Source organism: Aeromonas popoffii, from assembly GCF_000820025.1.
In the GTDB taxonomy this organism is placed as follows: domain Bacteria; phylum Pseudomonadota; class Gammaproteobacteria; order Enterobacterales; family Aeromonadaceae; genus Aeromonas; species Aeromonas popoffii.
On the sequence record NZ_CDBI01000034.1, the window covers coordinates 42,416 to 58,941 of the forward strand.

Below are 16,526 nucleotides of genomic sequence, written 5' to 3' on the forward strand. Positions count from 1 at the left end.
CTCCTTATTGCGCCTGGATTCTGAGTTCTGCACTGGAACGGCTGGTGTGGCCAAGCAGGGATTTGACGTCGCTGGACTTGGGTTTGATCAGCCTGAACTTGGGCACATAGGTGTCGAAATGGGCCAGGATCTCCTCGGCGCGTGAGCTGCCGGTCTCATTGAGGTGCGCCGTGATGATGCCGCGCAGGTGCTCCTGATGGATGGCGAGGTCTGCCACGTCCAGCAGTTCCACCAGTTCGGGGTTGGTGCGCTTGGCGAAATTGCCGCACTCGTCCAGCACGTAGGCAAAACCGCCGGTCATGCCCGCCGCGAAGTTGACGCCGGTGGCGCCGAGTATGGTGACGATACCGCCAGTCATATATTCACAGCCGTTGTCGCCAATCCCCTCGACCACCGCCAGGGCACCGGAGTTGCGCACTGCGAAACGCTCGCCAGCAGTGCCTGCGGCGTAGAGTTTGCCGCCAGTGGCGCCGTAGAGGCAGGTGTTGCCTATGATGGCCGCCTCGTGGGACTTGAACGCCACGCCGACGTGGGGTTTGACTACCAGCTTGCCGCCTGTCATGCCCTTGCCCACGTAGTCGTTGGCATCGCCTGTGAGTATCATCTCGAGGCCCCCCGCGTTCCAGACGCCGAAGCTCTGGCCTGCGGTGCCGTTGAAGTGAATCCGTACCGGATCGGCCGCCATGCCCTGGTTGCCGTGGCGTTTCACGATCTCGCCGGAGAGGCGGGCGCCCACGGAGCGATCCGTGTTGCGGATGTCATAGCGGAATTCGCCGCCAGACTTGTGCTCGACCGCCGCCAGCAGGTCTTCCACCATCTTGAGGTTGAGCGGACCCTTGTCGAAGGTGGGGTTGTGCTGCTGGCTGAACAGGCTGGAACCTGCCGGTGCCACCGGGCTCGCCAGTATGCCGGAGAGATCCAGCTTGGCCTGACGGGCGGTGAGCCCTGGCAGGGCCTGCAGCAAATCGGTGCGACCGATGAGATCCGTCAGCTGGGTCACACCCAGCTGGGCCATCAGCTCGCGCGTCTCTTGTGCGATGAACTGGAAGTAGTTCATCACCATCTCCGGCAGGCCGGTAAAGTGCTCGCGGCGCAGCTTCTCATCCTGGGTGGCGACGCCGGTGGCGCAGTTGTTCAGGTGGCAGATGCGCAGGTATTTGCAACCGAGCGCCACCATGGGGCCTGTGCCGAAGCCGAAGCTCTCGGCGCCGAGGATGGCCGCCTTGATGATGTCCAGACCGGTTTTGAGACCGCCATCCACCTGCAACCGCACCTTGTGGCGCAAGCCGTTGGCCACCAGGGCCTGCTGGGTTTCGGCCAGGCCCAGCTCCCAGGGAGAACCGGCATATTTGACCGAACTCAGCGGGCTGGCGCCGGTGCCGCCGTCATAACCCGAGACGGTGATGAAGTCGGCATAGGCTTTGGCCACACCGCAGGCGATGGTGCCGACGCCGGGCTCGGAGACCAGCTTGACCGACACCAGGCAGTCCGGGTTGATCTGCTTGATGTCAAAAATAAGCTGGGCCAGATCCTCGATGGAGTAGATGTCATGGTGCGGCGGCGGCGAGATCAGGGTGACACCGGGCACGGAATAACGCAGCTTGGCGATCTGGGCCGTGACCTTGTCACCGGGCAGCTGACCCCCTTCGCCGGGTTTGGCGCCCTGGGCCACCTTGATCTGTACCACGTCCGCGTTCATCAGGTAGTGGGGGGTGACGCCGAAGCGCCCCGAGGCCACCTGCTTGATGCGGGAGTTTTTCTCGGTACCGAAACGCTTGGGATCTTCGCCACCCTCGCCCGAGTTGCTCTTGCCGCCGAGCCGGTTCATGGCGACCGCCAGTGCCTCGTGGGCCTCAGGCCCCAGGGCGCCGATGGACATGGCGGCGGAGTCGAAGCGGGGGAACAGTTCGGTCGCAGGCTCCACTTGATCCAGCGCGACCGGGTTGTCGACCGTCTTCAGGGCGAGCAGATCGCGCAGGGTGGAGACAGGGCGCTCGTTCACGAGCCGCGCGTACTCCTTGTAATCGGCATAGTTGCCGGAGCGCACCGCGGTTTGCAGGGTCTGTACCACGTCCGGGTTGTAGGTGTGGTACTCGCCGCCGTGGACAAACTTGAGCAGGCCGCCCTGGGTGAGGGCCTTGCGTTGCAACCAGGCCTGACGAGCCAGGTTGAGCTGATCCTGCTGTATGTCGGCAAAATCGGCGCCCTGAATACGGCTGGAGACGCCCCGGAAGCACATGGCGACCACCGCGCTGGAGAGGCCAACGGCTTCAAACAGCTGGGAGCAGCGGTAGCTGGCGATCGTGCTGATGCCCATCTTGGACATCACCTTGTAGAGCCCCTTGTTGATGCCGTTGCGGTAGTTGAGCATGGCCTGGCGCAGGCTCATCTTGAGCACGCCTTCCTCGACCTGTTTGGCCAGCGTCTCGTAGGCGAGGTAGGGGTAGATGGCGGTGGCGCCAAAGCCCAGCAATACCGAGAAGTGGTGCGGATCGCGACAGCTGGCGGTTTCCACCAGAATGTTGGCGTCGCAGCGCAGGTTGTGGTCTACCAGGGTGCGCTGTACCGCGCCCACCGCCATGGCGGCAGGAATGGGCAGGGTATTGGCACTGACGTCCCGATCCGACAGGATCAGCAGAACAGTACCGCCACGCGCCTTGTCGGCGGCGTCGTTGCACAGCCGCTCCAGCGCCCCTTGCAGCCCCTCTTCGGGCTGGTAGTTGAGGCTCAGCACCGCATGACGATAGTGCTCCCCTTCCAGCGCCAGCAGCTGATGGAAGTCGGAATAGAGCAGGATCGGTGACTGGAACAGCACCCTGTGGGCGTGGCCGAAGGTCTCGTTGAAGACGTTCTGTTCGCGACCGATACAGGTGGCCAGCGACATGACGTGGTTTTCCCGCAGGGGATCGATGGGCGGGTTGGTCACCTGGGCGAACATCTGGCGGAAGTAGTCATACAGGGTGCGCTGGCTGGAGGAGAGCACTGCCATCGGGGTGTCATCCCCCATGGAACCCACCGCCTCCTGGCCGTTCTCGCCCAGCACGCGGATGATCTGATCCAGCTCCTCGTAGGAGTAGCCGAACAGCTTCTGATAGGTCTTGAGCTGATCGTCCGAGAGCTCGCGGGCACCTGTGCTGGCATCATCCATCTGTTCGAACGGCACCAGCCGTTTGCAATGCTTGTCCATCCACTGCTTGTAGGTGTGACGGCTCTTGAGATCGTCATCGATCTCGAAGCTGGTCCACACCTTGCCGTTGCGGGTATCCACCACGAACAGCTCGCCCGGGCCGACCCGGCCCTTCTCCAGCACCTCGTCCGGGGTGTAATCCCAGGTGCCGACTTCGGAGGCCAGGGTGATGAACTTGTCTTTGGTGATGACATAGCGTGCCGGACGCAGGCCGTTGCGGTCCAGCGCGCAGGTGGCGTAGCGGCCATCTGTCATGACGATGCCAGCCGGGCCATCCCAGGGCTCCATGTGCATGGAGTTGAAGTCATAGAAGGCGCGCAGGTCGTCATCCATGTTCGGGTGTTTTTGCCATGCAGGCGGGATCAGCAGGCGCATGGCGCGGAACAGGTCCATACCACCGGCCAGAAACAGATCCAGCATGTTGTCGAGGCTGGACGAGTCGGAGCCCGTGGTGTTGACGAAGGGGGCGGCTTCTTGCAGATCCGGAATGAGCGGGGTGGCGAACTTGTAGCTGCGCGCCTTGGCCCACTGGCGATTGCCCGCGATGGTGTTGATCTCACCGTTGTGGGCAAGGTAGCGGAATGGCTGCGCCAACGGCCAGCGCGGGCTGGTGTTGGTGGAGAAACGCTGGTGGAACACGCAGATGGCGGCCTGCATGCGAATGTCGGCGAGATCCAGATAGAAGCGCGGCAAGTCCACCGGCATACACAGTCCTTTGTAGACTGTGACCAGGTTGGAGAGGCTGACCACGTAGAAGTAGTCGTCGCTGATGCGCTTCTCGATGCGGCGACGCACTATATAGAGGCGGCGCTCGAGATCCTTGTCGACCCAGCCGGGTGGTGCGTTGACAAAGACCTGTTCAATGCTGGGCAGGGAGGCTTTGGCGATGGGACCGAGCACATTGGTATCGATGGGCACTTTGCGCCAACCCACCAGACTCAAGGTCTCTCTTTCCAGCTCCTCGTCGATGATGTCGCGGGTCTGCTGGGCCAACAGGGGGTCCGGATTCAGGAACAGCATGCCGACGGCATAGTTGCGGCCCAGGTGCCATCCTCTCTCTTCGGCGATCGCGCGATAGAAGCTGTCCGGTTTTTGTAGCAACAGACCGCAGCCATCGCCGGTCTTGCCGTCGGCGGAGATGCCACCGCGGTGCTGCATGCGAGCCAATGCTGACATCGCGAGACGGACAAGCTTGTGGCTGGCTTCACCTTCCATGTGGGCCAACAGGCCGAAGCCACAGTTATCCCTCTCCAGCTTTGGATCATATAGTGACATTGCATTTCTCCCTTGCTCGGCCTTGCATCGCAAACTGCATAAATTGCGATTGGCTCTTGTGGTTCCGTCCGCCTGACGTGGCGAATCTCCAAACTAATGGGATTTTTCGGCAAGGTCAATTGGACATCCCGGCTGTTTTCAATATTACAAACTCATAACAAAATGTCGGGGTGCGGGTGTATATGGGGCTTGAATTGGCTATTGCTCTGGCTGTTTTTGTTTTTGCGGGATTTAATACTGATATCTTGGGGTTTGTTGGTTGACTCAGTGGGGACGGGGATTTGTAGTAATTTTACCAATTTATCCGATCGGTGAGCGGTGACGATCACAATTATGCACCCTGTATCTTGCATTTGTCGCCAACGGGACTATGAGAAAAATTTCATTGTTCAACAGGTGGTTAGCGTGCTGCTATTCGGTTGTGACCTGGGGGCGCTTTTTAGCTGACGTGTTTCGAAAGCGTCAATAGCTACCCACTTGCCAATATTTATCCAAATATTGGTGAATATTTATATGTTTTCTGACCCTCGCCTCCCTTGATCCAGCTCAGCGCCCTGTTTGCGCAAGCTCGTACAATGACGCTCCTTTAGCGGAGGTGCCATGCAGTTACACGAACTCGTCAATACATTCGGTCAGGATCTCAAGCAACGCCACGGCCAGAAGATCCACAAACTCTCCATTCATGGCGCCTTCACCTGCCCCAACCGGGATGGCACCCTGGGCCGCGGTGGTTGCACCTTCTGCAATGTCTCCTCTTTTGCCGACGAGTCAGCCCAGCAGCTCTCGGTGGTGCAGCAACTGCTGGCGCGCCGGGATGAAGTGACCCGTGCCAAGCGCTATCTCGCCTACTTTCAGGCTTATACCAGCACCTATGCCGAAGTTGAATATCTACAGCGTATGTATGAAGAGGCGCTCTCGGTCAGCGACATGGTGGGGTTGTGTGTCGGCACCCGGCCCGATTGCGTGCCGGATGCTGTGCTGGACTTGCTGGCCAGCTATCAGGCCCGTGGCTACGAGGTATGGCTGGAGCTGGGATTGCAGAGTGCCAATGACAAGACCTTGCATCGCATCAACCGGGGTCATGGCTACGCGGCCTATGCCGATGCGGTCGAGCGAGCTCATCGGCGTGGGATCAAGGTATGTGCCCACCTGATCGTCGGCCTGCCCGGTGAAGTACCCATGGACAGCCTGGATACATTGCACCGCATAGTGGAGACGGGCCTGGAGGGGATAAAGCTGCATCCGCTCCATGTGGTTGAGGGCAGTACCCTCGGCCAGGCCTGGCTGGCGGGTCGACTGGAAGTGCTGACTCTGGAGCAATATGTGGAGGCAGCCGTGGCCATGATCCAGCACACGCCCCCCGAGGTGGTTTATCACCGCATCTCGGCCTCGGCTCGTCGTCCGACCTTGTTGGCGCCTGTCTGGTGCGAGAATCGCTGGACAGCCATGGCCAATATTGCTAGTGAACTGGCTCGTTCCGGCGCTCAGGGGCAGAGGCTGGGGCGACCTTTTTCCCTCGCCGGATGTATTGCGTGATCAATCAAGTTTCGTCAAAAAAACAGAGGGTTATTAGATGAAATTCAGTCTTTGCAGTATAGTTGCAGTAAAGTTGCCTTGATAATATGACTAGGCTTGAAAAAGAAATCATTATCAATGATCTTGTATTATTTCCAATGGACCGGCGGGATAGACCGGACATGGCGCCATCTTGTGTCGCTATTAAGAACCGAACAAGCCGTACCGCCTTTGGGCGTAATGCCTCTCAGGTCTGACGATGCCATCCAGTGTCATTTACCTGTGTTTTAACGTTAATCAGGCTGTTGATCTCTTGCCGTGGAGTCAGGGTTCTTTATTCCACGAGATCGCGTTCGCCGGACAGCGATGTGTGACCACCACAGTCGGCCTAATCATGCAGTGACAGGATGCTATGCAAGCAGAAACTAACCGTATTGATGAGTTGTTGGAGAGCCTGGTCTTCCTGACCCGCTTTTATGGCGTACCCAACAGCAGGGATGCCCTGACCACTGGATTGCCGTTGGTATCCGGCCTGCTGACCCCGAACCTGTTCAGTCGCGCCGCCGAACGGGGGGGGCTGTCTGCACGGGAAGTGATCCAGCCCCTTGCCGATATCTCCTCCCTGTTGTTGCCCTGCGTGCTGCAGATGCGCAACGGCGGTGCCTGCATACTGCTGGAGTGGAACGAAGAAAGAACCCAGGGCAAGGTGATTTTTCCTCAAGCAGGGGATGCGGCCGAGTGGCTCAGCATAGCCCACCTGGGTGATGAGTATCTGGGCAGGCTCTTCTTCGTCAAAAAACAGTTCAAGTTTGATGATCGTTCCCCCAAGGTGCTGGAGACCCGTGATGGACACTGGTTCTGGAGTACCTTGTTTGAATCCCGTGGCATTTATCGGGATGTGCTGATCGCCTCCGTCTTGATCAACCTGTTTGCGGTGGCCAGCCCGCTGTTCACGATGAACGTCTATGACAAGATAGTCCCCAACCTGGCGTTCGAGTCGCTCTGGGTACTGGCGGCGGGGGCCATGGTGGTGTTTACCTTCGATTTCGTGATGCGTCAGTTGCGCAGCTATTTTATCGATATCGCGGGCAAGAAATCAGACGTGCTGCTGTCGGCCAAGATCTTCGCCAAGGTAATGGGTATGCGGATGGAGTCCAGACCTGCCTCCACCGGTGCCTTTGCCAAACACCTGCAGGAGTTCGAATCCGTGCGGGAGTTTTTCACCTCCGCCACTGTCTCGACCCTCATCGATCTGCCCTTTGCGCTCTTCTTCCTCTTTATCATCTGGATGTTTGCTGGCGTCATGGTGGTGGTGCCCATCGTCGCCATGTTGATCCTGGTGGCCTACAGCTTCTATATCCAGGCGCCGCTCAAACAGTCCATCGAAGAGGGATCGCGGCTCGCTTCCCAGAAAAACGCCAACCTGATCGAGAGTATTTCCGGGCTGGAGACCGTCAAGATTTTCGGCGCCGAGAGCATGTTCCAGCATCGCTGGGAGCAGGCGGTATCCCATATATCGACCTGGGGTGTGCAGACGCGCCGTATCACCAACTCCATGTCATCCCTGGCCAGCTACATCCAGCAGGTAGTGACAGTGGGCCTGGTGATCGTCGGTGTCTATCAGATATCGGAAGGGTTGGTCACCATGGGCGGCATGATTGCCGCCGTCATGCTCTCCAGCCGCGCTATCGCCCCTATGGTGCAACTCTCGGTTCTCTCCACCCGTTACAACCAGGCTAAATCCGCGCTGGAGATCCTGGAGAAGATCATGATGACGCCGGGTGAGCAGGAGGAGGGTAAGCAGTACATCCATCACCCTATCATCGCCGGCCGGATCGAATTTGATAATGTGTCGTTCAAGTATCCGGGGATGGAGACAAGCACGCTGCACAATATCAATCTGCGTATTGAGCCGGGTGAGAAGGTGGCCATCATAGGTCGGATCGGGGCGGGCAAGACCACGCTTGAAAAGATTCTTATGGGGCTTTATCGACCCACTGATGGTTCGGTTCGTCTCGACGGGTTCGAATTGGATCAACTGCCCGCGTCTGTGATCCGGCGTAATATCGGTTGTGTCCCCCAGGATGTGACCCTGTTTTTTGGCTCGGTACGTGACAACATCATGTTGGGTAATCCGCTGGTGGACGATGCGCGGGTTCTGCGCGCGGCCAAACGGGCCGGGGTCACCAACTTCACCAACCGTGACCCGAATGGTCTGGACAGGCAGATAGGAGAAGGGGGACGTCAGCTCTCTGGCGGTCAGCGTCAGGCGATCCTGCTGGCTCGTGCTTTGCTCAATGATCCCCCCATTCTGGTGATGGACGAACCCACCTCCAACATGGACAACCAGTCAGAGATGCAGGTCAAGCATGAGCTGGCACGACTGGGACCGGAAACCACCCTGATCCTCATTACTCACAAGACCTCCATGCTTGATGTCGCATCGCGGGTCATCGTCGTGGAGCAGGGGCAAATAGTGGCAGATGGACCCAAAGATGTAGTGTTGCAACAGTTGAAGGAAGGCAAGGTGCGAGTGCAGGAGGCGTCCAATGGCTAAATTTGGTCTGTTCAAAAAGTCGCCGTCCGATACAGTGCTGCCCGCACCCGAACATCTGGAGTTTGTCGATGATGGCGCTGCTGCCGTTCTGCTGAGTACCCCGACCCGGGCAAGAGTATTGTTGTGGGCCTGCTTCCTGTTCTTTATGAGCGCCATCGTCTGGGCTGCCTGGGCCGAGCTGGATGAAGTGACGGTCGGGCAGGGCAAAGTCATCCCATCCCGTCAGTTGCAGGTGATCCAGAACTTGGAGGGGGGAATCGTCAAGGAGATCTTCGTCAAGGAGGGTGACATCGTTGAGAAGGGGCAGCCGCTGCTGCGAATCGATGACACCCGTTTCCGTTCCGATTTTCGGGAGCGTGAGCAAGAGCTGGTGACCCTCAAGGGTGATATCGCGCGGCTAAAGGCCGAGATCCTGAGCGTTGTGGTCAAGACTGACCCCAATCTGGGCTGGCGTGAACAGGTGGTCATCGACAAGCAGCCGATCGCTTTTCCAGATGGATTCGAGAATGTGTTTGCCGAGTACGCTGCCCGTGAAAAATCGGTGCAGGATGAGCGACTCAATAACCTGAACAACCAGCTCTATATACTCGGTCAGCAGATTGAGCAGAAAGAGCAGGAACTGATCGAGCTCAATGCCAAGATAAGAACCGTCGGACGCAGTGTCGATCTGGCCCGGCAGGAGTTGAACATCAGTCGTCCCCTGGCCAAAGAAGGGATAGTCCCCCAGGTAGAGCTCATCAAGCTGGAACGCCAGGTCAACGAGATGCAGGGGGAGCTGGAGAGCAACCGGCTTATTATTCCCAAACTCAACTCAGTGCTGAGAGAAAGTATTTCCAAGCGTAATGACATAGCGTTGAAGTTTCGGGCCGACTCACAAACTGAACTCAACGAGCGGCAGGGGAAACTGAGCCAGCTCTCCGAGGGGCAGGTCGGGTTGCAGGACCGGGTTGATAGGACCAGTGTGATTGCGCCGCTCAAAGGCACTATCAAGAAGCTCAAGATCAATACCCTGGGTGGTGTGGTGCAACCAGGGATGGATTTGATGGAAATCGTGCCGTTGGAAGACACCTTGCTGGTCGAGGCCAAGGTGTCCCCGAAAGACATCGCATTCTTGCGACCAGGGCTGGCCGCCGTGGTCAAGATCACTGCCTATGACTTCACTATCTATGGAGGATTACATGGAAAGGTTGAACAGATAAGTGCTGACTCCATCCAGGATGAAGATGGCAACTCCTTCTACCTGGTGCGAGTTCGCACCGAGAAAAGCTACTTGGGCGATGAGCTTAATGCACTTCCCATCATCCCCGGTATGTTAGCCAGTGCAGATATTATTACTGGTAAAAAAAGTGTCCTAGACTATTTGCTTAAGCCGCTATTACGGGCTAGGCAGTCTGCACTGAGAGAACGATAAGCCAACAATCTAAAAACAACATGACTGGAGATACCATGAAGAAGACGATTGTTGCCATGTTAGTAAGTGGCACCGTGCTGTTCCCGGGCCTTACCCTGGCCCAAACGCTGGAACAGTCAGTGGCACAGTCACTGGCTACCCATCCGAAAATCAAGGAAGCTTTTGACCTCTATCAGGCGCGACTGTATCAGCATGATGGCGCCAAAGGTGGTTATTATCCCACCATCGATCTGCGTGGTGGTGTGGGTTATGAAAAGACCGATAGCCCAACCACTCGTGCGGGCGGTGCTGGTGTGGATGACAGCATGACTCGCAAAGAGGCCGGGATCAGTCTGCGCCAGATGCTCTTCGACGGTTTCGATGTCAGCAGCAACGTGGCCCGGACCGATGCCGAAGCCAACGCTCAGCGTCTGGCCATGATCTCCGAGGCAGAGAACACAGCGCTGCGGGTGGCCGAGGTTTACCTCAACGTGCTGCGCCAGCAGGAGCTCCTGGAGTTGTCCAAACAGAACCTGGAAACCCATGAGCAGATCCGCAGCGATATCAGTAAGCGGACCGACTCTGGTCTGGGCTCGACTGCGGACCAGACCCAGATCGATGGTCGTGTCGCCAGAGCCTATGCCAATGAGGCTGCCGCCGAGAACAACTATCGCGATGCGGAGAGCGAATTCATTCGCGTCGTTAACGAGATGCCAAAGGATCTGGTGCAACCAGTTCCCAATGGGGCGCTTATTCCCGCCAGTCTGGATGCCGCATTGAAAACGGCCACCGAAGTGCACCCGACCCTGCTCTCCTCCCTGCAGGATATCGAAGCAGCCAAGTATCAGCATGAAGGCGCCAGATCCGGTTTCTATCCCAATGTGACATTTGAGGTAGATCAGAACTGGAATGAGGATATCGATTCAGTCAAAGGGCGTAACGATGATCTGACCGCCATGGTACGGATGCGTTACAACCTGTTCCGTGGCGGTTCTGATGTGGCAGAGAGCAATGCAACATCTGCGCTCTACTCTCAGGCGAAAGACATTCATCTGAATGCGTTCCGCCAAGTAGAGGAAGGCACTCGTCTGGCTTGGAACGCGAAAGAGTCGCTGGCTAGGCAAAAGACCTCTCTGAAAGAGCATGTTGACGCCAGCTACGACACTGTACAGGCGTACAAGAAACAGTTTGGCCTGGGCCAGCGTACCTTGCTGGACGTGTTGAACACCGAAAACGAACTCTTTGAGGCGCGCCGAACCTACATTACCGCCGAGTATGACGCTCTGTTGGCTGACTATCGTATCCTCAACGCCACAGGTAGCCTGCTCAACGCGTTTAACGTGCAGCAGCCGGCCGACTGGCAAGCCAAACGCTAATGGACAACGCATCAGGTTTGATGCGAGTGAAAGGGATGGTCGCGCTTTGCTGCTACCATCCCTTGTCTCTAATGCTCTAATGCTTGATCGGTGCAGTGACAGTCATTGGATGCCCATGGGATGAGTGTGACGGTGTGGTGGAAGGCAAGCGGTTTTAGCAGGGCGTCAGCCTTGGGGTTGCGCGCTCGCTGGCTGCGTTACTCACTGTGGTGGTTGCTGGTTTTGCTTCCGCTCATCCTCTCTGCCAGTCAACCCTTGACACCCGAAGACCTCAAGCTGGTTCAGCGCGCCGAGGAAACCTATGGGGCCAGGGCAGGCAAGCGGGTGACAAGCTGGCGTACGCTGGTCATGCAGAATCGTGATGCCGGACTGACAGAGCGCCAGAAACTGGAGAAGGTAAACCAGTTTTTCAACCAGATGCGCTTCATTGATGACATCAAGTTGTGGCGCAAGAAAGATTACTGGGCTACCCCGCTGGAGTTTCTGGGGGCGGCCGGTGGTGATTGCGAAGACTTCAGCATTTCAAAATACTTCACCCTGCTGGAGCTTGGTATTCCCGATGAGAAAATGCGGATGGTATATGTCAAGGCGTTGGATTATAACCAGTTTCATATGGTTGTTGCCTACTATGACACCCCTTCCTCCGAACCTGTGATTTTGGATAATTTGATCGGATCGATCCGTCCTGCCAGCCAACGCACGGATCTGGTGCCGATATACAGCTTTAACGGTAGTCACTTGTGGTTGATGAAGGCGCGTGGTCAAGGGGAACTGGCCGGGCAGTCGTCACGCTTGGGATTATGGAGTGATTTACGCAATCGCATGACTTCCGGGCGATTGGCTCGGCCTGTGGTGAATTTGGATGATTAACCTATGACGCTCTACAGACAATTATTGGCAACCATGTTGATCCTGTTCGGTTTGTTGTTTGCAGCTACCTATTGGGTGCAGTTCAATTCGACCCGAACCTATCTGGCTCAGCAGCAGGAGACCACCGTCATCAATACCGCAACCTCGCTCGGGTTGGCGCTGACCCCGTATTTGGAAAACGGTGACAAGGTGGGAGCTGAATCGGTCATCCAGGCCATATTTGATGGCGGCTATTATCAGTTGATCCGATTGGATTTGCTGGCGTCCAAAGATGTCATCGAGCAAGAGAACACCAGCAACATTCAGGGCGTACCACAGTGGTTTATCGGCTTGGGTTTGTTTCCCGAAGTATCCAACGAGTCAATTCTGACATCCGGCTGGCTGCAACTGGGCAAACTGAAAGTGGTGGGCCACCCAGGACAAGCCTATTACGAGCTGTGGCGGGGTATGAGCGAACTGGCAAGCTGGTTCCTGATCGGTTTTTTAATCACCACCATTTTACTGATGAGGGCACTGAATTATCTGCTCAAGCCACTCAAGCAGATTTGCGAGCAGGCGGTGGAGATCGAGCTTCACCATTTCGGTCACGCCATTCCAGAGCCCAAAACCCACGAGTTGAAACAGGTGGTACAGGCCATCAACACCCTCTCCAGCAAGTTGGCGCTGCAGTTTAAAGTGCAAGCGGAAGAGGCCGTGCAATTGCGGGAGCGTGTCTATGTGGACGCCGTCTCCGGCTTGGGTAACCGTGCCTATTTTGTCGGTCAGGTCAATGCATGGATTGCCGAAGCAGGACAAGGCGGTGTCATGCTGGTGGCGGTCGATATGCTTGATGATTTGTACCGCGAAGAGGGTTTTGCCGCGCGGGACAACATGGTCAAGTCCATCGCCCAGACCTTGAAAGATCAGTTGAAGGGGTGGGATGGCGCGGCTCTGGCGCGGATTTCTGCCACTGAATATGCGCTGCTTTGTCCAACCGACGATCTGACCCAGTTGAAAGACCTGGCGGAGGTGATCAACAGCCGAATTGCCGACCTGGTCGTTAATCCGATGGGTGAAGGAGATGCCCTCTCCGTCATCGGTATTGCGGGGCGTGACGGTAATGACGATCTGTCGGTCTTGCTGACCAAGGCCGACAATGCCTTGGGCAAGGCGCGCAATGAGCGCCGTGGCGCCGTTGTGATGGAAGGCGGTACCGATCAGAGCTTGATGGGGCGTCTGGCCTGGCGCGATCTGGTGCAAGATGCCATTGCTCGGCACTTGTGGCGCTTTAAGGCCCAGCCAGCTTGCCGCTTCGACAATGGGGTACGACTGCATGCCGAGTTGTTTGCCTCTATTTCACGCGACGGTACCGACTACTTTGCCGGCCAATTCTTGCCAGCCATTGAGCAGTTCAAGCTGGGCAGTGAGTTTGATCAGGCGGTACTGGATGCCTGCGTGCCCCTGTTTGAACGGCAATCAGATCTGGTGCTGGCCATCAATATCACGGCTGGCTCTCTCTGTTCTGATGAGTTTTTGACTTGGTTGACCGGGTATCTGTCGACTCACGTCGAATTGAAGGACAGGTTGCTGTTTGAGATACCTGAGGCCGCCATCATGAAGCACAAGGGGCATGTGATCACCTTGGTGAATACCTTGCAGGAACATGGGTTCCAGTGGGGCGTTGATCATTATGGTCGCCACTTCCAGTCTCTGGGTTATCTCGAGGAGCTGGCGCCAGCCTATGTCAAGGTTGACCATGGTTATACCAGTCAGGTCATGGAAACGGGGGCCGATACCTCCTTCCTGGCCGCAGTTTGCCGCGCCGCTCACAATGCGGGTGTGACTACCATTGCAACCCGTGTTGAGGATCAGCATCAGGTCGAGTTGCTCTCTAAGTTGCATATCGATGGTTATCAGGGTTTCGTACACCCTGCATTTCCTTTGTCCTGAGCCATCAGCATCAAAAATGGGGTCCGTTAAGGACCCTTTTTTTATGCGAATGAAAAATAAGTATTAAGATTTTTAGTTGATGAGCCTTGCTTGGCTTTACTTGAATCCCTCCCAAGTGAATGATTCAACAATATAAAAAAAGATCCTTCGATTTAATGCTCAGCATTGCTTCCGGTTTCACCCCATCTTGTACATTTTTGCAACGGAAGCGAGGCGGACAGGCATCTATGGTGTAGACATCAAGATCTGTCATGTTGGAGCAATGGATATGCGTACCCAAGTAATCGACAAAACCGTGGTGGTTTCTTCTGTTGAAGGCAACGTTCAAATATTGCTGGTCGATGGTAGCAGTCGCCCTCTGCAGAGGGGGGAAATCCTCCAGCCCGGCGCCAAGCTCAATATTGCAGATGATGCCAAGCTGGTACTTGCCCCCTATGACGATTCTCCTGCATCTGGCACCCCAGATGCAGCCGCCCCGGATGCTCAGGTACCGGGACAGCCACAAGCTTCGGATGCAGGGAGTGCGACCTCTCCCGATATTGCCGCATTGCAACAATCGATCTTGCAAGGGGTAGACCCGACCCAAAACTTTGAGGCAGCTGCTGCCGGTGGGGCGCCTGCTGCGGGCGGCGGTGGGATCGGTGGGGTCGCTGGCGCAAGTGGTAATGGCGGCTTTGTCATCATCGATAGAATCGGTGATGCAACGATTGCCGTAGCCGGGTTTGATACCACTTACCAGACCGAGCCTGTTGTTGACACTCGGCAGTTGGCAGAACCACTGCTGGCCAACGAACTGGCGGATCAAGGTGAGCAGCTTACCGTGCCCGAAGATGGGGTACTGAATGGTAATGTTCTCACCAACACAGTCAATACGGATGGCCCTGATGCGGCGTCTGTGCTGCTCTTCAGCTGGGGGGATAACGTCAACGTTGCTGCAGGTACCACTGTCACAATTGATGGTGTCGGCAGCCTCGTCATTAACGCTGACGGCAGTTTCACCTTCACACCAGCCCCCAATTATGATGGCGCTGTACCTCCTGCCACCTATGTCGATACTGATGGTACTGACACGGTTCAGTCCACACTGGAACTGACAATTACTCCTGCCAATGATCTCTCCGATCAGAACGAGAGTGTTGTTGTGACAGAAGACACCGTTATATCTGGCAACTTGTTGGCCAATACCATTGACAATGATGGGCCGCAGGCTTCGTCTGTGACCGGGTTTAGCTGGGGCTCTATCATCAATCCTTCATTGAGCACACCAGTAACCCTGACTGGGGTGGGGACCCTGTTGGTCAATGCTGATGGCAGCTATTTGTTCACGCCGGCACCTAATTACGATGGGCCGGTTCCGACAGTGAACTATATCGTCACAGACGGCACCATCACGGTTCAGTCCACTCTCTCTATTTCCATCACTCCGGTTGATGAGCCTGTTGAGTTGGCTGGTCTGCAGCTGGAAGGCGGTGAGCTGACACTAGATGAAGCGGCTTTGGCAGATGGCAGCAATCCGGATGCAACCGCTCTCACACAAAGTGGCCTGTTCACATTCAATGCGGCTGATGGCGTACAGAGTTTGACTCTGGGCGGTGTCACACTGATCAGTAATGGGCAAGCTATTACGGTGTTCCCTCAGGTGATTACCAGCCCATCGGGTAATGAGCTGGTCGTGACAGGCATTAATTACAACCCCGTTACCGGGTCAGGCAGCGTTAATTACAGCTACACCCTGAGTGATAGCGAAAATCACACCAAGCCTGCCAATGATACGGTTCTGGGTGAGAGTTTCGGTGTGGTACTGGTAGACACTGATGGTGATAGCGTCAGTGCCAGTTTGGATGTGGTGATCCTGGATGATGTACCGAGTGTCACGTTCACCTCTGGATCCGAAGGTGTGGGCCGTGTGTTTGTGGATGAAAGCCTGGCCGCGCTGGGCGGTGCGGGCAGTGATGGCGTCGCCAGTGCCAGTCTGAGTGCTGCCACCGTGCAGGCCCAGTTCACCCCGGCCTTCGGGGCCGATGGGGCGGGCACGATTGGTTATAGCCTGGCACTCACGGGCAGCAACGTGGCCAGTGGCCTGTTTGCGGTGGACCCGCAGGCCCCTGCTGGGCAGGGTGAGGCCATCGTGCTGAACCAGGTGGGTAACGTCATCACCGGCAGTGCCGGTGGGGTGGATTACTTCACGCTGACCATCAACCCGGGTACAGGTGAAGTGACGCTTGCCCTGCTGGACAATGTCTGGCACGGCGACAGCGGCAATGCGGATGACAGTGTGGGGCTGAGTCTGGACAGCGGGGTACTGACCCTGGTGCAAACCGTGACGGATGCCGATGGCGACAGCGCCAGTGCTGCTATTGATGTGGGCGCTGGCGGGGTGTTCCGGTTTGAAGATGACGGCCCGAGTGTCACCATCAACGCGGTGGT

The 16,526-nt window shown here is 56.7% G+C and carries 8 protein-coding genes; 7 read left to right on the forward strand and 1 reads right to left on the reverse strand.

Features of this window, described 5'->3' with window-relative positions; translation table 11 throughout:
- Positions 1 to 4 precede the first annotated feature (4 nt).
- On the reverse strand, positions 5 to 4,462 hold the full coding sequence (gene gltB, locus BN1129_RS07295; RefSeq protein ID WP_042035562.1) for a glutamate synthase large subunit: 4,458 nt from the start codon (positions 4,460 to 4,462) through the stop codon (positions 5 to 7).
- A gap of 600 nt (positions 4,463 to 5,062) precedes the next feature.
- On the opposite strand from gltB, the gene mnmL reads away from it, so the two are divergent.
- The 7 genes from mnmL to BN1129_RS24170 form a co-directional block, all read left to right on the forward strand.
- On the forward strand, positions 5,063 to 5,998 hold the full coding sequence (mnmL, locus tag BN1129_RS07300) for a tRNA modification radical SAM protein MnmL/YtqA (protein WP_042035563.1): 936 nt from the start codon (positions 5,063 to 5,065) through the stop codon (positions 5,996 to 5,998).
- 391 nt (positions 5,999 to 6,389) lie between these two features.
- The gene (locus BN1129_RS07305; protein WP_042035565.1) at positions 6,390 to 8,534 is read left to right on the forward strand and encodes a type I secretion system permease/ATPase; all 2,145 of its coding nucleotides are present in this window, start codon (positions 6,390 to 6,392) and stop codon (positions 8,532 to 8,534) included.
- Positions 8,527 to 9,945 (forward strand): HlyD family type I secretion periplasmic adaptor subunit, encoded by a 1,419-nt coding sequence (locus tag BN1129_RS07310; RefSeq protein WP_042035567.1) that lies wholly within the window; start codon positions 8,527 to 8,529, stop codon positions 9,943 to 9,945. The genes BN1129_RS07305 and BN1129_RS07310 overlap by 8 nt, the downstream gene beginning before the upstream one ends.
- 35 nt (positions 9,946 to 9,980) lie before the next feature.
- A complete protein-coding gene (locus BN1129_RS07315; protein ID WP_042035568.1) occupies positions 9,981 to 11,300 on the forward strand; it encodes a TolC family outer membrane protein in 1,320 nt (439 codons plus the stop codon).
- 120 nt (positions 11,301 to 11,420) lie between these two features.
- Positions 11,421 to 12,170 carry a transglutaminase-like cysteine peptidase gene (locus BN1129_RS07320; RefSeq protein ID WP_042035569.1) on the forward strand — a complete coding sequence of 250 codons (750 nt, stop codon included), beginning with the start codon at positions 11,421 to 11,423 and terminating at the stop codon, positions 12,168 to 12,170.
- A gap of 3 nt (positions 12,171 to 12,173) precedes the next feature.
- Positions 12,174 to 14,099, forward strand: a complete 1,926-nt coding sequence (locus BN1129_RS07325) for an EAL domain-containing protein (RefSeq protein WP_042035570.1) — start codon at positions 12,174 to 12,176, stop codon at positions 14,097 to 14,099.
- 187 nt (positions 14,100 to 14,286) lie between these two features.
- The coding region (locus BN1129_RS24170; protein WP_244463026.1) for a retention module-containing protein at positions 14,287 to 16,526 on the forward strand (2,240 nt) is incomplete at its 3' end.